Below are 24,655 nucleotides of genomic sequence, written 5' to 3'. Positions count from 1 at the left end.
ATGATTAAAAATATTAGCGCATTGAAAAGAGAAAGAGGCTTATTTAAAGCTTTGGTTATCAGTTTTTTGTTTTTGATAGTGATTTCTTCAGGACTTTTTGCCCAAGGGAAACAGGATAAGAACAAGCAGTGGAATATAGTGCTGTTTATAGCAGATGATCTAAGTGTAAATGATATTGGCCCTTATGGAAATAAAGTGGTGAGAACTCCCTATCTGGATGAGTTTGATCAAAAATCGATGAGGTTTTCCCAGGCTTTTGCAGGATCTCCTACCTGTGGTCCATCCAGGAGCAGCATTTTGACGGGCCTTCTGCCTTTTAGACATGGGGGGCATAGTAATCATTCCGGTGTGAGGCCAGGTACATATTCTATCATCCAGCACTTGAAGCCTTTGGGCTATAAGGTTGCCATAGCGGGGAAATTGCATGTGGGACCGGCGGAAGTTTTTCCGTTTGAGAAGATTGCCCATACAAATGTCCCAGAACCTGGATTTGAAAATAGACCTGGACTCCACCATGACCTGAACTTAGGGCCAGTTGATAAGTGGCTTTCAGGACAAAAGAAAAGTAATGAGCCATTTATGTTAGTAGTAGCCGACCATAGTCCTCATGTAATCTGGCCAGAAGATGCAAGCTATGAACCAGACGAAATGGACGTGCCTTCCAAACATATCGATACCAAGGATACACGGTTTTCCAGGGCGCGCTATTATACAGATATTACAAAAATGGATAAGAACTTTGGGCATCTTCTTCAGTCCATCAAGGAAAATGGCTTGGAAGAGAATACCATTATCATTTTTACCTCAGATCAAGGTCCCCAATGGCCTTTTGCAAAATGGACATTATATGACGAGGGCATTCAGGTACCTTTGATGGTGCACTGGCCTGGGAAAACCAACCAATCTATGCACACCAATGCTTTGGTATCACATGTGGATCTCTTTCCGACATTTATGGACATTCTGGGAGGAGATGTTCCCAAAGATTTAGATGGAAGTAGTTTTATGCCAGTGTTGGCTGGTGAAAAGTTTTCCCACCGGGAATATGTCTATGCTTCCCATACCGGGGATGGAAAAATGAACCGCTCTCCATCCAGGATGATCAGGACGGACAGGTATAAATATATCCTCAATTTGGCACCAGAAATTCTATATACCACACATATGGACAAATCCAAGAACCATGATGGTGGGAAGCAATATTGGAACTCATGGGTTGATGCTTCCTATAAGGATGAACATGCCGCCAATGTCTTATGGAGGTACCATAATCATCCACGCGAAGAACTTTATGATATACAAAGGGATCCTCAAGAAACGGTCAACTTAGCAGAAGATCCCGCATACCAAGCTTTGATGGACTCATTTAGGAAAAATATGGAGACGTGGAGAAAGGGCCAGGGGGACTTTGAAACCGGCCCTGAAGCGCTTGACAATAAGCAGCCAGGTGGCAAACCAGTGGCACCCTATGTTTTTTAGCAGAAAGTAAATTTCTTTATATGATAGGAATAAGCAGATGATGATGAAAATTATAGGATGCAATATGGTGAGATTTTTTACCAAAAGGACATTGATGGGGCTTATCGGCCTTATCTTCTGTTTTTTTGAGGGGCAAGTTTTCGGTCAAGCTAAAGAGCGGCCGAATGTCATCATGATATTTATAGATGATATGGGCTATGGGGACTTGAGCGCCTATGGAAATTGCGATATCCAAACACCCAATATGGACAGAATTGGTGCAGAGGGTGTGACGCTCAACAGGTTTTATGTTGGCTCTCCTATCTGTTCTCCCTCTAGGGTCACCTTGATGACTGGACAGTATCCGTCCAAGTTTAAAATCACCTCTTTTTTGGCCAATAGGGCGAGAAATGAAAAAAGAGGGATGGCCAATTATTTAGATGCAAGTGTCACTACCATGGCCAAGGTGTTTAAAAATGCCGGTTATTCTACTGCGCATTTTGGGAAATGGCATATGGGAGGTGGTCGGGATGTAGGAGAAGCTCCCTTGCCAGTGGCATATGGTTTTGATGAATCTTTGGTGTCTTTTGAAGGTTTGGGTGATCGATTATTGGATAAAGGTCATGGATTGGCAGAAGAAAGTGCAAAATTGGGAAAGGGAAAGGTTACTTGGGTAGAAAAGCATGAAAAGACACCGATCTATGTGGACAGGACCCTTGAATTCATTAAGGAGCAGCGAGCTAAGCCCTTTTATATAGACCTTTGGCCCAATGATGTGCATGATCCTTTTCATCCTAAAGAAGAGCATGTGACCATATTTTCTGAGTATGCCAACAACCATTATTATCAAAAATACCTGGCAGTCATTCACCAGTTGGATAAAGAAATAGGGCGGCTTTTGGATGGTTTGGAGGAAATGGACCTTCTGGAAAATACCCTTATTATTCTTAGTAGTGATAATGGCCCGACTGATTGGGGATATTATTATAAGGAGAATTATGATCCCCCGGGAGATGCGGGACCTTTTCGAGGTAGAAAATGGAGCCTTTATGAGGGAGGCATCAGGGTGCCATTTATGGCGAGGTGGCCAGGGCATTTCCAGCCGGGTACTGTCATGGAGTCCATTGTTCATGCTACGGACATTTTGCCTACGCTGATTGCTTTGCTGGGACTTGAATCAAGCGAAACGGAATTTGACGGGGAGGATCGTAGCCAAGTATTATTGGGCAATGTAGCAGAAAGACGTAAGCCCTTATTTTGGGAATATGGAGGGGAATTTGATATATCACCAGGAAATCCCAGGTACAGGAGCCCCCAGTTGGCAATAATGGAAGGAGAATACAAATTATTGATGAATAAGGATCGTAGCCAAATAGAATTGTACCATATTACTTCGGATATTGCAGAGACAAGGAATCTTGCCGATAGTCAGCCGCAAATAGTCTCCCGATTAGGAAAACTGCTGCTGAACTGGAAAAGCAAGTTACCCTGATCTTACTTGTACTTGATTTTTCGGTCAGAAAGCTTAGTAATAAGAGGTAAAGACCGTTAGTTATTAACCCAGAATGCCATGAAAAGAATTTTACTCAGCCTGTGTATGCTTGTTGGACTGTCGGTGGAATTGATTGGAGGAGTGAAACCTGTGTTCCATAAACTGACCACACAAGATGGGCTTTCGCACAGCACTGTCTACAGTATGGTCCAAGACCATAAAGGTTATATTTGGATAGGTACCAGGGAAGGGCTGAACAGGTATAATAGCTATGATCTAAAAACTTATTATAGCGAGGAAAAAGGAGGCAAAGGCTTAAGCGCTGATGAGGTTCTTTGCGTGGAAGCCGTGAATGATGAGCGACTTTTTATAGGCACCTCTGTTGGTTTAGACCGGTATGATTACAATACAGACAGGATAGAAAATATCCATTACGGAGGAAAGCCTTTGGGCTATATCAAATACCTTTTTGAATCCAGTGATGGGCTTTTGTATGTCTGCTCTACGGATGGGCTTTTTCTTGTAAATCAAAAGAATGAGGTAAGCAAACTGAGACAAGAAGTCATCTTGGCCATTGCAGAGTACAAAAAGGACGTGTTTTGGTTGATGACCGTAGAGGGGGTATATCTGGTAAACAAGCAAGGGGAAACGATTAAGGAATATTCTGATTTCAGGCCGAATAGATTGACCAGAAATAATTTTTATTCCATGTATAAAGATAGCGAAGGTACGATGTGGCTGGGCGCAAGGGAAGGGGTTTTCCGTTATTCTCCCAAAAGGGATACTTTTCAAAAAATCAGCACCTCAGCTGCCGGTCAGGATATTTCCTTGGTCAGGGCCATCAGCGAAGATGATCAAAACAGATTATGGTTAGGTACTGAAAATGGACTTTATATTTATGACAAAAAGCAGGGTGACTTTGAGCATTATTCCCAATCATTTGATCAGTCTCCCTATGCCTTAAGTGATCAATCGGTGTATTGTATCTATAAAAGTAGGGAAAGTATCATGTGGATGGGAACCTATTTTGGGGGTGTTAATTTTGTGAAATTAAACGATACTGGTTTTGTCAAACTAAATGCTGATGGAGGGAAGTTTGCTTTGGGAGGCAAAGCGGTCAGTCAAATCATGGAAGACCAGAAGGGGAATTTGTGGATTGGCTCAGAAGATGTAGGGGTGACTGTTTGGGACAGTAAGCGAGAAAAGTTCAGTTATTTAAAGCATGAGAAAAATAATGCCAGTATCAGTGGTAATAATGTCCACTCTATAGTAGAAGATGATGCAGGGGATATCTGGATGGGAACTTTTCTTGAAGGAATTAACCGATATGATCCATCAAGTGGGAGTTTTAAGGTTTACAAACATAAGCCACGCCAGCCCGGTTCGATATCCCATAATAATGTGTTCTCCTTAATGAAGGATTCAAAAGGCAAGATATGGGCCGGAACCTGGGGAGGTGTCAATATTTATGATAAAGAAAGCGATAGTTTCCATTTGTTTAAACCCCATCAAATAGGTCATAAATTCATCTATGATATGATCGAAGATGACCAAGGGATATTTTGGATTTGTACTCGCAATCATGGGATTTATAGATATGATTCCAATTGGGATAGTCTGACTTGGTTTAATAAGGATTTACCCAATAATCATGGATTGACGGCCAATAAAGTGATCAGTGCATTTCAGGACTCCAAAGAAAGAATTTGGTTTGGGACTTTAAATGGGGGACTCTTAAGATGGGATGATGCAGCACAAAAGTTTATCACCTATACAAAGGATGATGGCCTGCCCAATAATAATGTTTATGGGATTTTGGAAGATAGGAGTGGAGCCCTTTGGATGAGTACAAATAAGGGACTTACGGTATTAAGGCCTGAAACTGGTGAGTTTGTCACTTACGATAAATCAAAGGGCTTGCAGGATGCGCAATTTAACTTTAAGTCCAGTTATCAGGACAAAGAAGGCAGGATGTATTTTGGTACGGTAAATGGCCTCTATCATTTTCATCCAGATAGTATTAGGGCTGTGAATATTCCTCCCAGCGTGCATTTTACAGATATGAAGCTGTTCAATAAACCTTTGCAGGTAGGAGGAAGTGAGGGGATACTGGAAGCGCAGATCGATGAGACGGAAAATTTAGAACTCAATTATAGCCAAAATGTGATCACATTTGATTTTGTGGCAACCAATTATTTTTCACCAGGGAAGAATGCCTATTCCTACTACTTAGAGGGCTTTGAAAAGACTTGGAATAAGCCTGCCGAGAAAAATTCAGCGACCTATACCAATCTTTCGCCAGGGGACTATGTCTTTCATGTAAAGGCAGCCAATCCTAATGGAATATGGTCTCAGGAAAGGGCAATTCAATTGAATGTCAAACCGCCGTTTTGGTGGACCAATTGGGCTAAGTTATGCTATTTATTTATGGTGATCCTAGTGGTATATGCCTATAAAATATACATCAATAGGAGAAGTAAAGAAAGGATGGTTTACCAGTTGGAGAAGGTTGAAAAGGATAAGATGGAGGAATTGCACCAACATAAGCTCAATTTCTTTACCTATATCTCCCATGAATTCAAAACACCCTTGACTTTGATCATTGCGGCTATCGATAAGTTTTTGGAAAACAGTCAGAAAAGTAGTCTGGAGAACCAGGACTTTAAGTTGATCAAAAGGAATGCTGGAAGGTTACATTTTTTGATTGAGCAATTGATGGAATTCAGGAAGGCTGAATCTGACCATACCTGTTTGAAGCCTAGGCAAGGAGATATTATTTTGTTTCTAAAGGACACTTTTGATGCATTTATTCCTTTGTACAATAAGAAAAACATTTTCTTTAATTTTCAGGCAGACAGGGAGAAAAAAGAAATCCTGTTTGATGCGGATAAGGTAGAGAAGATCATCACTAACCTGGTCTCCAATGCCGTAAAAAACACCCCGGAATTTGGTGAGATCAATATGACGGTAGGTATGATTTCATCAAAAGATGGACAAGAGGAATCCATAGAAATACGGTTGGAAGATAATGGAAAAGGCTTGTCCTCAGAGGATAAGGATAAGATATTTCTGCCATTCTATCAGGCCAAGGATAATAAGCTGGGAAGTTCAGGTTCAGGAATTGGGTTGGCATTGGTCAGCAGCCTTACCAAGTATTTGGGAGGAAGCATTGAGGCCGAAAGCATGGAAGATGAAGGTACGCGTTTTACCATTTTATTACCCATTAATATCAAGGCCAAGGATCGGGAAAATTATCAGAAGGTGGTAGGAAATAAGTCCTTGCTGATCGATGAGGATCTCTATGAAATCGATGAGCATGAAAGCGGGGAATCGGTACTGGAAGAGGAGGATCAAGTGGTGTTTGATTTGATGATCGTGGAAGACAATGAAGAGATGCGAAAGTTTCTTGTTGATTATTTTTCCCAATATTACAAGGTTACTTCTGCGAAAGATGGTGTGTCTGCGTTGGATAAAATTAGGAAAAATGTTCCTGACGTGATTATCTCAGATGTGGTGATGCCACACATGGGAGGAGTGGAACTGTGCAAGGTCATCAAGAGCAATATAGATACCAGTCATGTTCCATTTATTCTGCTTACGGCCAAATCGACCTTTGAGAACAAGATGGAAGGTCTGGGAATTGGTGCAGATGCTTACCTGCCCAAGCCTTTTAACCTGCAGGAATTAAGGTTGATCGTCAAGAATATACTGGAGTCCAGAAATAGTCTGAAGCAGCATTTCCTAAAGTTTGGAAGTATCGATAATTATGAGAAACCGGTAAATAACAAAGACCATGAGTTTTTGAAAAAGCTCATAGAGATTGTTAACCAAAATTTGGAAGACCCTTCTTTTAATATTACGGGCTTCAGCAAGGAAGCAGGGGTAAGCAGGACCTTGCTTCATATGAAGCTGAAAAAACTGGTGAACCTAAGTGCAACGGAATTTGTAAAGGCCATTCGTTTGAAGAAATCTACGGTGTTACTGTTGGAGGGAAGGAATGTGTCTGAAGTAGCATATGCGGTTGGTTTCAGTGATCCCAATTATTTCAGCAGGACTTTCAAGGATAAATATGGGGTACCTCCCTCTGGCTACAAGGAAGGGCATAAACCAATTGATAATAATATGAATGATTTTCATGCATTTGTGCAGCACTAAACCCTGAACCAGAAAAAAATATTTCCATACCAAACTGAATTTTAATGAAATCAAGGCATAAAATAATCCGAAAGTTAGTCAACATCCTGTTCGTACCGGCCTCATTTCTAATGATGGTATTCCTTCCGGGTATTGGCTATGGTCAAGCGCGTCCCAATATTATCCTTATACTGGCAGATGATTTAGGATATGGAGATGTGGGCTTTAATGGTAGTGAAATTCCCACACCCCGAATCGATGAATTGGCTTCCAAGGGAATGATAATGGAGAGGTATTATGTGGCGCCCGTATGTTCACCTACCCGTGCAGGTCTAATGACAGGAAGGTATCCTGACCGTTATGGGTTGAGAGAAACGGTGATTCCTCCTTGGCGCGACTTCGGAGTGGATACGGCTGAGGTCTTTTTGCCAGAGATCCTGGAAAAGGCAGGCTATAAGCACCGAGCAATGATTGGGAAATGGCATTTGGGGCATTCAAAGTTAGCTTATCACCCGCTTAATAGGGGCTTTACTCATTTTTATGGCCATTATAATGGAGCCATTGATTATTTTACCCATGAAAGGGAAGGAGAGCTTGACTGGCATGATGACTTTGCCCCTTCTTATGACAAAGGCTATGCTACCGATTTATTGGCAGATGAAGCCGTTGACTGTATCAAAGAATACAAGGGCGAATCCCCATTTTTTATGTATGTAGCCTTCAATGCACCTCATGGGCCATTGCAGGCGAAAGAAGAGGATTTGGTAGCAAGTGGTTTTGATAAAAGTTTGCCCCGGTTTTCTACGAATAAAGGTTATGGAGAAGAGGGCCGAGGAAATACCAAAAAACAGACCTATGAGGCGATGGTAAGGGCATTGGATAGGGGCATAGGGCAAATTATGGATGCCCTGACTGAAGAAGGAATGCTGGAAAATACCATTGTGATCTTTCATAGTGACAATGGGCCAGCTCCAGGCGAAGGGGGCACTGCTGGTAATCTCAGGGGTCACAAGTTCCAAGAGTGGGAAGGAGGAGTGCGCGTGCCTGCTGTGATATATTGGAAGGAGAAATTTGATGGAGGCAAAAAAATCGATCAGGTGATGGGCTTTGTGGATATGTTTCCCACATTAGCAGAACTGGCAGGGTATCAGGGCGAAATGAACAGGGCTTTGGACGGGCTGAGCATGGTGGCTGTGTTAGAGGGTAAGGAGGAACATATTGAGCGGAATTTTTATCTGGGCTGTGGGGCAATGGTTAACCAGAACTGGAAACTAGTGATGGAAAATGGGGGCAATTCCAGCATGAAGCTAAAAGAAAATATACTTTTCAACCTACAAAATGATCCCTACGAAACCAAAAATGTGAAAAAAGCCAACGAAGACGGTTTTTTGAAAATGAAATCATGGATCCAGAAGTATGAGGATATCCAGTCTGATCAAAATGTCCCGGCCTATCATGTGGGCCGAAAGGGATTTAAAGCACCAAAAGAATGGACGATTCAGTAGAAGGCTGCAAAAAATGAATACACCATATTTTTGAACCTATTTTATTTGAAAATATATGATTATCCATTTTGACATCAGGAACCTTATTTCTCACGGATTCCACAGATTTACCTGGCGGAAGACAGGTTTAATTCTTCATTTCGGTTAGACATGGGCTACTTTTGAGAACCTATTTTGAATGGTAATCCTTACTGGTGCAATTACGGATATACAGATAAAAATAAAAGGAGATTCAATATACAGCCCCTGATATATACAGTTAATCCAACTTATCACTTATCAACAGCATACCTATGTGCAGACATAAATTAGTATTATCAATTACCTTATGCTTTTTCTATATCGGTTATTCCTATTGTCTTGGAAAAGACCATCAGGCCAATAAGCCCAATAAAAAGCCTGTAAATATTATTCTCATTATGGCGGACGATTTAGGATGGGGTGAGCTTGGCTGTTATGGCAACTCCTTCAATGAAACCCCTAATTTGGACAAAATGGCCCAAAATGGTTTGTTATTTAGTCATGCTTATGCTGCCGCACCAGTATGTTCTCCTACCCGTGCCAGCTTGATGACCGGACAATATCCCGCCAGGGTGGGCATAACCGATTTTCTTGCGCCAAAGTCAGAACGGTTTTTGGATCCACAGCAATATGTTACGATGAATGAGGCATTGAATGAGGAAGGCTACCAAACTGGAATAATCGGAAAATGGCATTTGGAGACCAATTTTATAAATGGACTCGGAGGACCTCAGAACCATGGATTTGATGAAATCATCGCTACAGAGACCAAATATATTGCTGATGGGGATTACTTTGCTCCATATGATAAAATAGCCAGCCTAGCAGGAGAGGAAGGGGAATTTTTGGCAGACAGACTAGCATTGGAAGCTGAAAAGTTTATCGAACGGAACAAGGAGGCACCTTTCTTTTTGTACTTGTCCCATTATAGCGTACACACCACTTTGGCAGCACCAGAAACGACTGTAAACAAATACAAGCGAAAATTTGATGAGAAATATGGAGTGGGGATGGCTGATAAGCTGTTTGAAAATCAACGCGGGAATCGGCATCGCTCCAAGCATAAGGATAACCCTTATCTCGCGGCAATGCTTGAACATGTGGACCAAGGCCTGGGGAGAATTTTAGAAAAACTGGAAGCTTGTGGTATTGCAGAAAATACCTTGGTAATTTTCTTTTCGGATAATGGTGGAGCAGGCAATGTGGCCAATAATGGTGGCTTAAGGGCCAATAAGACATGGTTATATGAAGGAGGAATTAGGGAGCCCCTTTTGATGACTTGGCCTGGAAATATCCAACCAGGTACAGTTTGTGATGTGCCAGTTTCAAGCATTGATTTTTACCCTACATTTTTGAGTTTGGCTAATGGAAAAAAGAAATATAAGGCAAATTTAGATGGGATTGATTTATCGGACCTGATCACAGATGGCAAAAAGCCAAGTAAAAGGCCTTTGTTTTGGCATTATCCAAGTGAAACAGGAAATTGGGAAAATAGGATGGCAAGTGCCGTGCAATATGAGGGGTTTAAATTGTTAGAATTTTATGAGGATGGTAGGTTGGAACTTTATCATTTGGAAGAAGATGAAGCTGAAACAGAGAATTTGGTCAAGTCCATGCCCCAAAAGGTTGAAGCACTCCAAGGCCTGCTTGAAAAATGGAAAACAGAAGTGAAGGCCGAAATCCCAGTTATTCAAGAAAAGTAAATTACCTTTATCAGTATGAAAAATCAATGTATCTATAATTTCTCCCATCAGCTCAGGATTTTGATATTGGGTGTTCTGGGCTTTTTGAAACTATCTTCACTATGGGCACAGGAAGATCAAACTGAAGTTCTAAAGATGGCCGACCCAAGCATTTTTTATCATGAAGGCAGATATTATTTGTATGGTACAGGTAGAGCGGATGAAGGATTTCAAGTCTATACTTCCAAGGATGCCAAACATTGGTCAGGCCCTGCAGGGAAGCTGGAAGAGGGTTTTTGTCTCCATGAAAAGGATGTTTTTGGGGATCGTGGATTTTGGGCACCACAGGTGTTTGGGGAAAATGGAAAGTTTTATATGGCCTATACAGCCAATGAACATATTGCTTTGGCAGAAAGTGATAGCCCTTTAGGACCTTTTCGCCAGACAGTAAAGCAGGCCATAGAAGGTGGTGGTAAGATGATAGACCCCTTCTTTTATAGGGATCAAAACGGGAAAGCCTATTTGTATTTCGTTAAGGTGGCCGATGGAGGAAACAGAATTTATGTAGCGGAAATGAAAGAAGACCTGAGTGGGATAAAAACAGAGAGCAGCCAACTTTGTATCGAAGCTAGCGAGGCTTGGGAGAATGCAGAGCAGGCAAATTGGACAGTAACTGAAGGTCCGTCTGTTTTATTCCATCAAGGTTATTATTATCTGATTTACAGTGCAAATGATTTTAGAAGCAAGCATTATGCAGTGGGGGTGGCTGTCAGCGAGCATCCTTTAGGTCCTTGGGAAAAAATGGATGGTCAACCTGCTCTTAGCCAAGAATTATTGGGAGTGCCAGGTACTGGGCATGGGGATTTCTTTTCGGTGAAGGATGATTTGTACTATGTGTTTCATACGCACCAATCAGGGGAAAGGGTAGGTCCAAGGAAGACGGCTTTGATTAAAGTCCAATTTAATGATTCTGCTGCTGGACTTGCCACTTTGGACTTTTTACCCAAGAGCTGGAAATATCTATTTGGAGAAGACATGCCCGAATAATGATAGACAGGGTGAATTAATCATTTCTGTTAGATCTGCGCTGTTTTTGACGTTTTGAGGCTAAAAACCTTCTGTTACAACGGCGGACAGACAGATTCGAAAAGCAAAAGCAATGTTTGAATTAACTATTAGTCTATGGCAATAAGAGCGAGGAATAGATGAACAAAATGTAAACATAATTAGGAAAGCATTTGTATCAAATTTTCGAAAATTCTACTTTTGAAAGGTTAATGCTAAGTGTGGATCTCAAGGCTAGCGTCATTTTGATTCATGATCCATTCAATACCAAGGATGTAGCACTGCCTGGCGAAACGGTCCAATAAACATTTACAAATATTTCGTCTATTTACCGTATGGCGTATATGAAATGTAAAGTTCTTGGTATTATTGAAAAATCAGCCAAGTTCAATTAAATGGATATCGCAGGGGTAAAGTTCGGCTTTTGAGGGATTGGAGCAATTAGCAGAAAAAAGGGTGTTTATGGATAGAACAACTTTGACCCCGGGATTGATATTGGTGGATGATATAACGAAATGATTAACTGGTTTTTCAAATTAGGGTACTTGCTTGGTAAATGATGTGCATTTGTCCAGTGCCCCTTTAGGAGTTTGATATATAAATATTCCCGATGCTTGTATTTACTAAAATTCACCTGATAATTTCCTTGATTTTTGGTTTAAGTATCTTGCAGTCTTCCTTTACAGGGGGACTTAAATTCCATGGAAACGAAGAAGCTATTGATCAACGGACTTCTTACAATATTTTTGGAGAGCATGAGGTGGAATTTTCTGATCATTTTGACATCGCATTTAGCTTATCTCTGAGTCCTGTAGATGAAATAGGGTATATCCTCAGGGTTAAAACAGGGGTAAATAGGAGGATTTTCAATTTATTCTACGATAGTCAAGGAGATCAAATTGTGTTTAAATTTAATGAGGAGGGAAAAAGCAATCTTATCGTCGCTAATCTGGATAAGGATCAGCTCTATAATCGTCAATGGTTTGATATGAAGATCTCTTTTGATCTGATTGGCGATTCCATTACACTTTTAATTGATAATAAAAGATTTTCGACCAGGAACCAAGATTTGGCGGATACCTATCAGCCAGAGATCCTTTTCGGGAAAAGTGATCACATTATCGATGTGCCTCCTTTTGCGATCAAGAACTTGTCCATTGCAGGAAAAGAAACGTATGACTTTCCTTTGTACGAAAATGAAGGCAATATTGTCCATGATAAGGAAGGCCATGCTTACGGTAAAGTCATCAATCCGGATTGGTTGAAGAATTATGCCTACTATTGGGAGCATGAGGCGACATTTAGCTCTGCATCTGTAGCGGGTGCCAACTACCATTCCCAAAAAAAGGAAATCTATTACTATAACAGAGATTCCTTATGGAGATATAATGTACAGACAGGTGAAAGCCAAATCACTGTGTTTGAGGATAAAAGTCCAGTGGAGCTTATTTTGGGTACCAATTTTATCGATACGGTGAAAAATAGCTTATATACTTATGAGGTATATTATGAAGGCTCTTATGAAGGTCCCACAGTAGCCAGTCTCGATCTGGACAGTTTTCGATGGACTGAAGAAAGCCATGATCAAGTTCCCAGTCAGCTTCATCATCATGGAGGATATCTGGATCAGAATGCTAATGAATATACGATTTTCGGTGGTTTTGGCAGTATGAAGTATAGCAAGAATTTCTTCACCTTTGGTTTGCAGCAAAAAAAATGGGAAATGACTGAAGGCTTTTCCGGTGATGTGATTACTCCGCGTTATTTTTCATCGGTAGCTTATCTTCCCGAAAACAACAGTGTATATGTTTTTGGCGGGATGGGGAATGAGTCTGGAGAGCAGTCAGTTGGTAGGAAATACTACTATGATCTCTATCAGGTTGATATGGGCACCAAACACATTACTAAGCTTTGGGAAATTCCATGGGAAGATGAGAATGTTGTACCAGTGCGAGGGATGGTATTATTGAACGATTCTACTTTATATACACTTTGCTATCCGGAGCATTTTTCAGAATCTTATCTTCATTTGTATCGCTTTTCCCTAAAGGATGGCAGCTATGAAATATTGGGGGATTCCATTCCGATTCGCTCGGATAAAATCACGACCAATGCTAATCTCTATTATGATAAGGGACTCAATAAATTGTATGCTGTGGTACAAGAGTTTGAGGATGATATTTCTTCTGAACTGAAAATTTATTCTTTGGCATTTCCCGCTATAAGCAGAGCTGAATTGTTCGATTTTCCAAGAAAACAAAATAGCAATGCTAGCCTCATCGCACTGCTAATAGGTGTAGGTGCGATAGGTATGGGAATGGGATTCTTTTTGTACAGACGGTTTAAGCCCAAACCATTAAAAGCAGAGAAAGGTATTGAACAGGAGGAGGTGGATAACTATATGCCGGTTTCTAAGAAGGAGCAGACGGTGCGGCCCAATGCCATCTATCTCTTTGGTAATTTTATGGTCCGTGACTCAAAATCCAGGGACATTACTTATATGTTCAGTGCACAGTTGAAACAGGTTTTTTGCCTCATCTTACATTATAGTATCTCGGAAGATGGAATTACCTCACAGCATCTCAGTAATTTGCTTTGGCCAGACAAGCCTGCTGATAAAGTTAAAAATTCACGAGGTGTTACCATTAACAACCTACGAAAGACCTTGAGTGAACTACAGGGGATTGAATTGGTCCACGAGAAGGGCCACTATAAAATTATCCTACATGAGGAAGCGTATTGTGATTATGTGCGGTGTTTGCAGCTTATTGAGGGACAGGAAATGGATAAAAACAGGGAAGAGTTTGCTGGGATAGTTTCCCGCGGGAAGTTCCTTTATCTATCCGATGATCCCTTATTCGATCTGTTCAAGGAAGAGGAAGAAACCCGGCTCGAACCTATTTTGATATTAGAAGTAGAAAAAAGCTATGATAGCGAATCCTACCCGACGACAATAGCCTTGGCAGAAGCTCTGTTCAATATCGATCCCCTAAGTGAAGTGGCCTTGGTGCACCAGGTCAAAGCCATGCTAAAACTTAATATGATAGAGGAATCCAAGATAGCCTACAGGACTTTTTCGATCGAATATAAAAGGATCACCGGAAAGGATTTTCATCGTACTTATTCTAGTATCAATGCTTAAGTATTGTAGGAGTATGTAGCTGTCATAAAATCAAAATCATAAGAAAAAGTCAAAGGCATGATTTGAAGTCATGCCTTTGACTAAGTAGCTGGTTTTTCGAGATAAAAGAGCAAGTAATGTAGCTATAAGCTTACCAGGACAGTTTTATATGAATTCCCTCCGGATTGTTTTCAAAGCTTAAGAAGCAAGTTTTACTGCCTTCATCCCAGGAGCTTGTGGAGGCTAAGGTAGTTCCAGAACTATTTGTGATCGCTATGCTGTCAGGTTTTCCGGGCAAGAGGATCCTCATCACGTTGGTGGTGTTCAATGGGCTTTTGGCGACCAAGGTATATTCATTCTTGGCCACTTTTTCATCGTAGATCCTTGCGGCTGTAGCCAGGACTTGTGGTGTATTTGGATTGCTAACGCTTTCGATATTGTATAGGAAGGCTTGCTCTCCAGGCTGCACCTGTTTTTTGTCCAAGACAGGAATTTCAGGATCAAATAGATCAATGAACTTGCCTTTGGCGATAAAGGGAGCTGTGTCCTCATTTTCATTGACCACTGAAATGATCTCATATGGACCTCTGGTCAAGGAGAAATGATTTTTGAATTCAAGTTTGCCGGATTTGGCCTCATACAGCTCCTGAATGGTTTGGATATATTCTTCGTCATTGTTTTCTTCCAGGATAAATTCTTTGGGATCCTTACGCATGATGACCACCTTGCCTTTGCCATAGGTGAATTCACCCGCTTCAAAAGGAGCTTTTAGGCCTAACTTTTGGAACAAATCTTCAGAAGGTGCTTTAAACGAGTGAGCGTCACTGTTCCACCATTCTTGAACGCTTTGGAAGACATCTTCATCTCTGCCACAGTAGACCAAGGTACCACCGTTCTTGACCCAGTCAGCAATATGTCCATGTGCTTTTTCTTGCATGGGTTTCATATTGGAGTAGGACATGACCAAGATGTTCAGGTTATCCCAGGTACGGGGGAATGACACATTCTCAATATGGACGGTTTTGACTGGTACACCGCGCTTAAGCAGGGGCAAGGCTTGACCATAAAAATTGGATAATTGCGGATCATCATAGCCTTGGTGGGTAGGGAAACGCTGGAACATTAGGGAATTGGACATCAGTACAGCTATTCCCTGCGAGCCACTTACCTTATTGTCGGAGATAGGCATGTCATTGAGGGTATTGATCATGACCTGCATTTGGGTAGAGTAAAAGCGAGGGATTTTTGCTTTTTCTTCACTATCAGCACTGGTTCTGTAAAGACCTTCATAGATACGGTCAGGCCAAGGCATCACTTCATAGTTGGCTACCATTGGATAAAGCAGCTGTGCGGCAAAAGTGGCCTGATAGTTTTTCTTATAATCAGCCCAGTCCCTTGGCCAATCTTCTATCGGGTCAGTAAGGAAATACATTTTCCTTCCAGTGGGGGCCGTCATAGATTCCATCGAACCATATTCCAGAAAGGCAGTTTCAAACACCCGCTCCTTGGCCTGACCATTATAATAATTCGGCTCGCGTGAAGTGCCTGTCCACACTTGGGCAATATAACCATCCACACTTGGCAGAGAGGCCAGGCTAGCCTCAGGACTGACGATCATCCATTGGGAGTAATTTACGAGTGAATGTGTAGGAACATAGCAGCGTACATCCATCCCTTTGGTTTTGCCATACTCTTTGGCATAGGAAAAGCACTCTTCTACTGCCCGGTAATAGAGGTGGTATTTTAGCTTATTGGATAAATAGGTGTTTTCGGCAGATTCATGTTGGGGCCTCCAGTCAAAACCATAATATTCTTTCCACTCTCTTTTGAAGGCCTCGCTGTAGCCTGATTTGGCCCAGAATTCCGGTTCTTCCAAGTAAATGGCATCAATCCCCGCATCAATGACCCGCTTGATTACTTTTTCTTTCATGTATTGGATGAAATTCATGGAAGGCACTATATAAGGGACCATATGTCCATGCCAAAGGGTATCACCTTTCTGGGTGACTTGTCCTTCGTCCAAGTGCCATTCTCCATCCCATTCACCTGTGAAATAGTCCTGGTATTCTCCCCAGGCGATTCCGCTCATAAAGTGGGTGGTATAGCCTTTTTCTCTCCACGTTTGGACCCGCTCTTCGAAAGTCATATTGGCTTTTCCATGGTGGTCTTTTACACTATAGACAATGGCTACATCTGCCCTTACATCCGTGACGGGTTTCCAAGGGTTGGAAGTTTGAAAAGCCGTTTTTTCACTTTTGGGGCTTTCTGTGTGGTCTTCTTGTTGGCCAGGTTGGGAGCAGGCCTGGGTAAGGAGAATTGGGATAAGGTATAATAAAGCAGTTTTTCGCATATGTTTAAAAATTCATTAAAAATGGTATATAGTGATGTTTTCCATCTGAAATTCAAATAAAAAGCCACCTCGTGAGGAGATGGCTTTTCGTATTTGTCCAATTAATAAACCAGTACTTGACGTGGTTCATTATAGTTCCAGCGTCTGGTACCACTACCTCTCGGTGTGTCAAAATTAATCCTGGCAGCAGCGCGTACAAAAACCATTCTGCCCTCAGGGATGGTTCCATTGGATTCAATGGTGATGGTCTCGCCCAGCATGTCGTTAAAGGAAGATCCTGAGAACTCCAACTGACTGGACCAGCGCTCATCCCTAGCGCGGTAGCCCACAGTGGAAGAATAGCTAACGAACAGTTGTATATCCGTAATATTCTGGAAGCTGTCACTATAACCACCCATAGGCTCTATTTTAGAACGGAATTCTTCTTTGGAAACGCCGCGGGTTACGCGGATTTGGGCCCTTACCTTTCCGTTGATTACTTCTGGGTCTTTTACCCATTCGACCTTTAGAAAAGGCTGTACTTCAAAAGTGACTTCGCTCACTCCTTTGATGTCCACTGTCTGAGTTTCGTCTGCAAGAGGTACTCCACGGTCATCTTCGCGGATTAGGGGAATGAAAGGCCCGTCGATGCGAACATTATAAGTTCCTGCAAAGAGCTTTGTATTTTGGAAGGTACCATCAGGCATACAAAAGAAGTCAGGGTTTGGAGAGACATTGTCGCCCCAGCTCAACTCTGTCAAGCGCACTCGTATGCCTTCACTTCCTTGGTCGGTAAGTATGGGTTCACCGGTCTCCTTGTCCACGACCGTTCCCTTGAGCGTTTCCGCAGGCAGGTCGTAATTGTCCAGTTCAAATAAGTTACAAGAACTGAGCGCTATCAATGTAGATAAAACGAGGTATGTTATATTCTTCATTTTCATAATTTCTAGGTTATTGATCTTGCCTTATCGATTGGGTTGTTGATCGATTACTGGGCTTTTGGATACTTCCCCGCCAGGAATGGCAAAATAGTAATCAATGATATTGTATTCGAAAGTTTTCAAGCTTACCCACTGAAAACGGGCGTCGAAGAAATACTGGCCACTTTCTGTGGACAAGAAAGGATACAGTCCTCTGAAACGATAACGTGAGTTCATGCTAAAGTCTTCTTTTTCTCTTGTTTCACCCCAGAATCCATCTCTTGCTTCATAGTGCTGCACTCTCCATCTACGCAGGTCCCACTTGGACTTGTGTTCAAGTGCCAGCTCTTTTCTACGCTCTTTGCGGACAATATTACGGCTAGAGATATCTCCGGTCAGCATTCCTGAAAGTAAAGTTGCTCCGGCACGTTCGCGGATATCATTGATACCTGAAGTGGCCACCTGAAGCATGTCAGATCCGTCAGGAGAAGATTCTCCTGCAAGTGATAATTCAATGGCAGCCTCTGCTGCATTGAGCAGTACATCGGCATATCTCATCAAAACAAAATGCTGGTCAGACTTGCCTTCACCTGCCTCAAAAGATGGGTCTGGATTTAACCATTTACGGGTGTAAAGTCCGGTAAGGGTGCTTTCTGCATTATTATAGAATGGGCCATTGGCACCGGCTGCAGTGATCTGTCCACCTTGGAAAGCGACTAATTCTTGGCTTCCACCTTCTCTGGCACTAAGAAACAGTTCTTTAGGAGATTGGGTGTAGATTGGCAATTGTTGGTAGCGGGTTTCTGCAGTTGCGTATGAATAATCGCTGAACAAAGGCTGAATAGGTTCGGCACCGGTATATACTCCGGCACGAACTTCGATTTCCTGGCCTTTAAAAATATCCCCAGGGAATATTATATAAGCACGAAGACGCGGTTCGGCATCTTTGAAGAAGTCCATTGGCGTATCATACATCAGGTAATCGCCCTCAGTATTGTTGGAGCCTGTTGTTACTTTGATAGTTCCGTTAGGGTACCTATCAAAACCTTCAAATAGCTCCATGAAATCCAAGGTTGGGCAGGTGCCAGAAGCCAATGGTGCCTTGAAAATAAATGGGGCACTGTAGGCATCATATCCATGAGTAGATACCGGGAAGTCATATTCCTTTACATAAATATTTTCAGGACTGGTAGGGTCACTGAACATGTCCACCATATTCTGATACTGGGCTTCGGGGTTATCTGCTGCCCATTTTTTCGTGTATAGGGCATATTGTCCACTTTCTATTACTTCATTGGCAGCAGTGTAGGCTTCTCTGAAATACTTTTTAGAGGCAGCCTGCGCAGATTCTTCGGCAAAGCCGATCACTCTCACACCTGTCTTCAGCCCAGTTCCTGTAAGTCTTCCTGGAACCGTTTCGTTGTATTTTGCAACGCTACCTGCATATAGCATGTCTTGGGATTTGAAAGAAAGTGCTACGTACTTATTGGAGTACCCTGGCTTAGGGCTGGTAGGTTGGAGTAACTCAATGGCACGATCATAGTCAGCCAATACCTGATCCCAAGTTTCCTCTTCAGTGGAACGGGGGATCTCCAAGGTACTATCTTCAGATGGATAACTTAGTACGCTGGTTACCAATGGTATTCCGCCAAAACGCTTTGCCATGGCAGAAAATACAAAGGCACGAACGAAATAAGCTTCTCCCAAATAATGGTTATAAGTCACTTCAGGGAATGCATCTGCATGTTCAGGCAGGTTTTCCAAGAGGTAATTAGCTTCTCTCAATAAGCGAAAGGCCATTCCCCAATAAGGGGTTCTTTCTCCTGTAAATGCTGAGGTGATTCCATCCCTGTTCACTGCTTCTCCGGTGCCCTCGATTCCTAGGGAACCAAGCCAAGAATTGTATTCCACACCCCACTGGGCCATATATTTAAAGTCCTCAAAGGGCATCTTGCTGTACATGCCAGCAATATAGACGTCCATGCCTGATTCACTGGTCATGAGTGTCTCGTCACCGATTACATTGGGTGGAGGCACATCCAGGTTTGTACAACTGGAAATGTACACTAAGCTGAATATCAATAATATGATTCTCGTTTTCATAGTTTCATTCAATTTAATTTACCAAGGTCTCTCTAGCTTCCATTAAAATGACGCAGTAACCCCTAGGGTGTAAGTTTTTGTCAACGGATACATTCTTCCCAGTTCATCACCAGGATGTTCTGGGTCCACAAATTTCACTCCTGTAAAAGTCAAGAGGTTATAGGCGTTGGCAAAGAACCTGATGTTGGTAGAAGGGCTATTTCTTGGTTTCAGACTATAACCTACTTCAATACTTTTCAGACGCAGATAATCCGTACTAACTCGGTTGAAATCAGAGTTGCCGAATGGGTAATGGCCAGTATAACCGTAATAGCCACTGATCCATTCTGTCTCAGGATCATAGGGATCTGCCACAGGGTCCACAGGGTGCCAACGGTCAAGGTATTGTTCCAGGGCACCACCACCATTGCTACCCCAGATAGAGTATAGCGGCTCTTGGTATTGCATGGAGCCTAATGCGGAACCTTGGAGCAAGATGCTTGCATCAAAATTTCTGTATTCGGCATCGAGAGCCATGCTGAAGTTCAACCATGGTGTTTGGTCATAGGCAAATGGATGCTGGTCAAGTCCATTGATCTCACCGTCACCATTCCAGTCTTCATATTTATAATCCCCCGGTAATATGCCTCTGTCTTTATAGATGTCATAAGACCAGATATCTTCCCAATCGGTATATCTTCCAGCTGCCACATAGCCAAATTGTACGCCTTGGTATCTATCAGTCAGGTTGTCATTTCTCCAACGGTCATATGAATTACCATAAGGGCCTTTCTCTGCGGCAATAAGGTGTTTTCTTCGGGTGATGGTGGCAATACCTTTCACGCCATAAGACACCTCGCCGATTTTGTTACGGTGGGAGAGTTCAAGATCAATTCCGAACTGTCGGTCACTGTTGGTGTTTTCTCTAGGAGCACCTGTTCCCACTACGGTAGGTACATCTCCAGACCGGGTGGAGAACAATCCTTCTCTGCGTCGGTCAAAATAATCCAAGGAGAAGCCAAACTTACCCATCCAAGCTTCGAAGTCAATCCCTACATTGAATGTTTTTGCAGTCCACCAAGAAAGGTTTTCATTAGGAACGACCACTGAAGCGCCATAAACAAATTGGCCGTTGAGCATATATCCTGGAGCATACTGATTGTAATAACCATTCTGGGCATTGCCACTGGTAGCAGGATAAATATAGCCAGGGTACCAATCGTAAGCCAGGGAGCCATCATCCGCAGTCATACCATAACTGGCCCTGAATTTAAGTTGGTCCACAAAATTGAGTGCTGAAACTGATTGGAAAAAAGGTTCTTCAGATAGTCGCCAGCCGATGGATCCTGAAGGGAACCAGCCCCAGCGGTTTGTTTTGACAAATTTGGAGGATCCATCGTAACGGAACTGTACTTCTGCAATGTATCGCTCACCGTAAGCATAATTTACCCTTCCAAACATGGCGGAGTTAGCAATTTCATAAAGGTCTCCTGAGCCACCTTGCATGCCACCTTGTTGATCCTCATTCATGCCGCCCACTAGGTATTCCATGGCAAAGGCCAGGTTTCGCTGGGCATAGAAATTATCTCCTTTGCGGTTTTGGGTTTCAAAGCCCAAAAGCCCGGAAACATCATGATTGTCGCCAAAGGTACGTTTATAATTGATCAGAAACTGTCCCAAAAACTGTTGTTTGTTGAAGAGTTCCCGTCTGATTTGGTTAGGCGAGCTGTTATTGTACAGTTTAGATAGATAGGCATCCGTTACAGGGTCATACATGTACTGATAGTATTCTCTTCTGTAAATGTCATTATCATCCCCTCTAAAGTCGTAGCTGACCAAGCCCTTTACGGATAATCCTTCTAATGCCTCAGAGACTGTTCCCAGGTCATAGTCCAATGATGCTGAAGACTGAAAATATTTTTGTTTGTATTTTCTGTGTCCAGAGACATCAGCGCTCATCATGGCTATCGTGTTTTGCTCCAGGTCCAAGCCTTCATAGTTGAGCATGGTGTTTTCAGGATCGGCATAAGCAGGGAACAGTACCCCTTGTCTCCAGTAATTTCGGATGATTTCTACGGCGCTGGAATAAGGAGAATTTCTCTGGTCTGCTACCCCACTTAGGTTGAGGTTAAACTTCAAGCCTTTGGTTATTTCAGTAGTGATGTTGGATCTCAGGTTGATTTTGCTGTAGTTCATATCTCCAGATTTGAACATCCCTTCCTGATACATGTATCCTCCAGCGATATAATATTGGGTTTTTTCTGTTCCCCCAGTAATACTGATATCATGCTGGCTTTGTGGAGCGTAATCACTGATCAGTAATGAATTCCAATCTGTGGTACGTCTACGGCCCGTTCGGAAAGCTTCAAAATCATCTTCCTGGTAAATCAGGCTCCCTCCGTTGATATTGTTCATGGCTCTTTCGTTATAGAGCGTCATGGTTTCATAGGGGTCTGCCAATTGAGGAAAACCAGAGGGGCTTTGTAGGGTATAGGAGCCGTTATACGTAACGACGGCCTTGCCATCTTCAGTCCCTCTTTTGGTCGTGATCAATACGACGCCATTGGCGGCACGCGCACCGTAGATGGCTGCGGAAGCATCCTTTAGGACGGACAATTCTTCGATATCCGTTGGATTTAAGCGCTGAAAATCAGCCATGGTTCGCTGTATCCCATCTATTACGATCAAAGGAGAACCCAAACCGCGGATATCAAATGCTGCATTGAATGTGCCTGGCTCTGCACTTTTTTGCCAAACACGAACCCCTGCAACTCTACCAGTAAGCATGTTCTGTGGGTTTTCATTCTTGGTTCTGAGCATTTCATCTCCTTTGATATTGGCTACAGAACCTGTCATGGTTACTTTTTCCTGCATACCGTAACCTACGACCACTACTTCCCCAAGCTGTTGGGTGTCAGGGACCATGGCAACTTCGATCACCGATTGTGATCCTACTTCTATGTTTTGGGTCTTATACCCGATAAAGGAAAATGTCAGGATGGTATTGTCATCCGGAACGGTCAATTTATATTTTCCGTCAATATCAGTGGTAGTACCTGTTAGGGTTCCTTTTAGCAAAACATTTACTCCGGGCATTGGGGTGCCATCTTCTGATAATACGGTACCTGTAACGGTTTTGTCATCTTGCTGTGCTGCATGCCTTTCTACTAAAGAAAAGTTGGGGGATAATGATGAAGCATGCGCAGGAGCAATAGCAAAGCACGGTAAAATTATTCCGAACAGGGAATATTTTACCAGTCCTCTGGAAAACTGCTTATATATCTTTTGCATATTTTTTGGCTATTTTGTTTTTATTATTGTCTTGTAAGGCATTTCCTGCCTTTAAAAATTAGCATTCCCATACATCAGGGAATGCTAAAAACATATCATTTGGTCAGCTCATATCGAGATAAGACTGCATATTCTGCTGCAAATGCGAAATTGAACATGCCTTCGGTTCTGTTGTTATTGTCCGTGAGGCTCCAGCCTACCAAGAGGTTAGTGGGGAGGAATCCTTCGTAAAGGAAATTCTCATATCCATAGTCCAGGTTTTTCTGGAATGTGTTTATATAATCAGCTGCAGATCCATAAGCTGGATGTACATCCACATATCCACGCATCAATACCCCGTTGAACCAGTTGTTGAAACCACTGATGTCATATGAGTAATAGCCATCATGCGTTTGGTTGAGTTTGGCGAAATACTCAAAGCTGTCATCTGAAAGGTCCTTGGCATCCTGTAGGTATGTGTTTTCATTGGTAGCCCTGTACAAGTCGGCGGCTCCTGATAGCATGGTTCCAGAGTTATAGGAAATAGCGGGTCCTACTCGGTCCTGACAGCTGATGCCCTTGCGGTACACTGTTCCGTCGATGGTTTCGGTTTGTGGATTTCCAGGGGAGCAGCCTCCTCTCATATCGTCATAAACGCCGTCAGAACGTAACAATTGATCCTTTTGCCAGTCATAAACTTTTTTGGCAAAATCAGCATAGTATTCGCTTTTGCTCATTTGCATGGTCTTTCTGGTCTGTTTGTCTTCTGCATCGATATAACGGTAAGTGATTTCATCTGACTTATCCTTATAGATTTCATGCAGCCAAACCAATGGGCTCACCATCGGTCCATTACTACAGGCATGTTTGGTGACATAACCAGGTCCCCAAGTTATACCGCCACGTTCTGTGCCATCTGGGTTTCTAGTGGTGTCCCATCCATCCAAAACATAAGCAGTCAGGTATTCGGCTTTTTCCAAATAGGCTGTTTCTCCTGTGATTTTGTAGGATTCAAGCAATTCACGTACGAGCCACATTTGGTCGTCATACACATTTTCGATGCCTTCTACTTTGGCTGTTCCCTTGGCATTGCCTCGATTTACCCCATATACCGACCATTCTTTGGTTTGGGTATAGGACACCAGTTCAAAAGTGCCTTGGTAATAATCCAAATTGTCATACAGCTGGGCAAGAAGTTCAGTATACTTATCAAAGTTTTCATCGTAAAGCTTTGCATTACCATGTTCCTTTTGGGCTTGTAGGCCATGTAGGACTGCGTTGACAGCTTCTATGGCCGCAGTATACATCCATACACTGCCAGTCTCATTGGATCGGACTTCAGTGTAGGGGTTATAATACCTGGCCATGGCCATTCCTGCCCCTGTAAAATGGGCAGAAACAGCACTATCGGTCAGTTCCATTGCTCTGAGGAGGTTCTGTTCCGAAAGACTTATCTCGACTGGCGGGTTTTTAGGGTCGGTGTCAGGTGAGTTTTCAGTACATGCTGTTGTAAGCAGCAGGAAGAGGCTCCAAATTGTGATCATCATTCTAATTTGTATCATGTTAAGTTTATTGT

At 42.5% G+C, this 24,655-nt stretch carries 12 protein-coding genes; 7 read left to right on the top strand and 5 right to left on the bottom strand.

From position 1 onward, the window contains the following. The 7 genes from KZP23_RS03075 (at position 1) to KZP23_RS03045 (ending at position 14,499) form a co-directional block, all read left to right on the top strand. Positions 1-1,479 (top strand): sulfatase family protein, encoded by a 1,479-nt coding sequence (locus tag KZP23_RS03075; RefSeq protein WP_226334666.1) that lies wholly within the window; start codon positions 1-3, stop codon positions 1,477-1,479. 37 nt (positions 1,480-1,516) lie between these two features. Then, positions 1,517-2,950, top strand: coding sequence for a sulfatase family protein (locus KZP23_RS03070; protein WP_226334665.1), 1,434 nt, complete (start codon positions 1,517-1,519; stop codon positions 2,948-2,950). Positions 2,951-3,028: 78 nt separating this feature from the next. Then, complete coding sequence (locus KZP23_RS03065) at positions 3,029-7,105, top strand: hybrid sensor histidine kinase/response regulator transcription factor (protein WP_226334664.1); 4,077 nt, start codon at positions 3,029-3,031, stop codon at positions 7,103-7,105. 44 nt (positions 7,106-7,149) lie between these two features. Beyond that, entirely contained in the window at positions 7,150-8,589 is a 1,440-nt protein-coding gene (locus tag KZP23_RS03060) for an arylsulfatase B (RefSeq protein ID WP_226334663.1), read from the top strand. 293 nt (positions 8,590-8,882) lie between these two features. Then, positions 8,883-10,313: a sulfatase gene (locus KZP23_RS03055; RefSeq protein ID WP_226334662.1), complete on the top strand. Its 1,431-nt coding sequence runs from the start codon at positions 8,883-8,885 to the stop codon at positions 10,311-10,313. 15 nt (positions 10,314-10,328) lie between these two features. After that, entirely contained in the window at positions 10,329-11,339 is a 1,011-nt protein-coding gene (locus KZP23_RS03050) for a glycoside hydrolase family 43 protein (RefSeq protein WP_226334661.1), read from the top strand. A gap of 628 nt (positions 11,340-11,967) precedes the next feature. Next, on the top strand, positions 11,968-14,499 hold the full coding sequence (locus KZP23_RS03045) for a Kelch repeat-containing protein (RefSeq protein ID WP_226334660.1): 2,532 nt from the start codon (positions 11,968-11,970) through the stop codon (positions 14,497-14,499). Between the two features lie 130 nt (positions 14,500-14,629). Here the strand turns inward: KZP23_RS03045 and KZP23_RS03040 are convergent, their stop codons facing one another. The 5 genes from KZP23_RS03040 to KZP23_RS03020 form a co-directional block, all read right to left on the bottom strand. Then, on the bottom strand, positions 14,630-16,828 hold the full coding sequence (locus KZP23_RS03040; protein WP_226334659.1) for a hypothetical protein: 2,199 nt from the start codon (positions 16,826-16,828) through the stop codon (positions 14,630-14,632). Between the two features lie 101 nt (positions 16,829-16,929). Continuing rightward, positions 16,930-17,742: a DUF3823 domain-containing protein gene (locus KZP23_RS03035; protein ID WP_226334658.1), complete on the bottom strand. Its 813-nt coding sequence runs from the start codon at positions 17,740-17,742 to the stop codon at positions 16,930-16,932. Positions 17,743-17,772: 30 nt separating this feature from the next. Beyond that, the gene (locus KZP23_RS03030) at positions 17,773-19,830 is read right to left on the bottom strand and encodes a RagB/SusD family nutrient uptake outer membrane protein (protein ID WP_226334657.1); all 2,058 of its coding nucleotides are present in this window, start codon (positions 19,828-19,830) and stop codon (positions 17,773-17,775) included. Between the two features lie 42 nt (positions 19,831-19,872). Further along, the gene (locus KZP23_RS03025; RefSeq protein ID WP_226334656.1) at positions 19,873-23,100 is read right to left on the bottom strand and encodes a SusC/RagA family TonB-linked outer membrane protein; all 3,228 of its coding nucleotides are present in this window, start codon (positions 23,098-23,100) and stop codon (positions 19,873-19,875) included. 95 nt (positions 23,101-23,195) lie between these two features. Next, positions 23,196-24,641 carry a glycoside hydrolase family 76 protein gene (locus KZP23_RS03020; RefSeq protein WP_226334655.1) on the bottom strand — a complete coding sequence of 482 codons (1,446 nt, stop codon included), beginning with the start codon at positions 24,639-24,641 and terminating at the stop codon, positions 23,196-23,198. Positions 24,642-24,655: the final 14 nt, after the last annotated feature.

Origin of the sequence: Echinicola marina, from assembly GCF_020463795.1 — a bacterium.
Classification (GTDB): Bacteria; Bacteroidota; Bacteroidia; order Cytophagales; family Cyclobacteriaceae; genus Echinicola; species Echinicola marina.
Note: the sequence above shows the minus strand (reverse complement) of the source record. Positions and strands in the feature narration are given on the sequence as shown.

What these genes read in the sequence shown, in the direction of transcription:
- KZP23_RS03075 (WP_226334666.1), top strand. Translation starts at nt 1, where the DNA reads ATGATTAAAAATATTAGCGCATTGAAAAGAGAAAGAGGCTTATTTAAA.
- KZP23_RS03070 (WP_226334665.1), top strand. Translation starts at nt 1,517, where the DNA reads ATGATGATGAAAATTATAGGATGCAATATGGTGAGATTTTTTACCAAA.
- KZP23_RS03065 (WP_226334664.1), top strand. Translation starts at nt 3,029, where the DNA reads ATGAAAAGAATTTTACTCAGCCTGTGTATGCTTGTTGGACTGTCGGTG.
- KZP23_RS03060 (WP_226334663.1), top strand. Translation starts at nt 7,150, where the DNA reads ATGAAATCAAGGCATAAAATAATCCGAAAGTTAGTCAACATCCTGTTC.
- KZP23_RS03055 (WP_226334662.1), top strand. Translation starts at nt 8,883, where the DNA reads ATGTGCAGACATAAATTAGTATTATCAATTACCTTATGCTTTTTCTAT.
- KZP23_RS03050 (WP_226334661.1), top strand. Translation starts at nt 10,329, where the DNA reads ATGAAAAATCAATGTATCTATAATTTCTCCCATCAGCTCAGGATTTTG.
- KZP23_RS03045 (WP_226334660.1), top strand. Translation starts at nt 11,968, where the DNA reads ATGCTTGTATTTACTAAAATTCACCTGATAATTTCCTTGATTTTTGGT.
- KZP23_RS03040 (WP_226334659.1), bottom strand. Translation starts at nt 16,828, where the DNA reads ATGCGAAAAACTGCTTTATTATACCTTATCCCAATTCTCCTTACCCAG.
- KZP23_RS03035 (WP_226334658.1), bottom strand. Translation starts at nt 17,742, where the DNA reads ATGAAGAATATAACATACCTCGTTTTATCTACATTGATAGCGCTCAGT.
- KZP23_RS03030 (WP_226334657.1), bottom strand. Translation starts at nt 19,830, where the DNA reads ATGAAAACGAGAATCATATTATTGATATTCAGCTTAGTGTACATTTCC.
- KZP23_RS03025 (WP_226334656.1), bottom strand. Translation starts at nt 23,100, where the DNA reads ATGCAAAAGATATATAAGCAGTTTTCCAGAGGACTGGTAAAATATTCC.
- KZP23_RS03020 (WP_226334655.1), bottom strand. Translation starts at nt 24,641, where the DNA reads ATGATACAAATTAGAATGATGATCACAATTTGGAGCCTCTTCCTGCTG.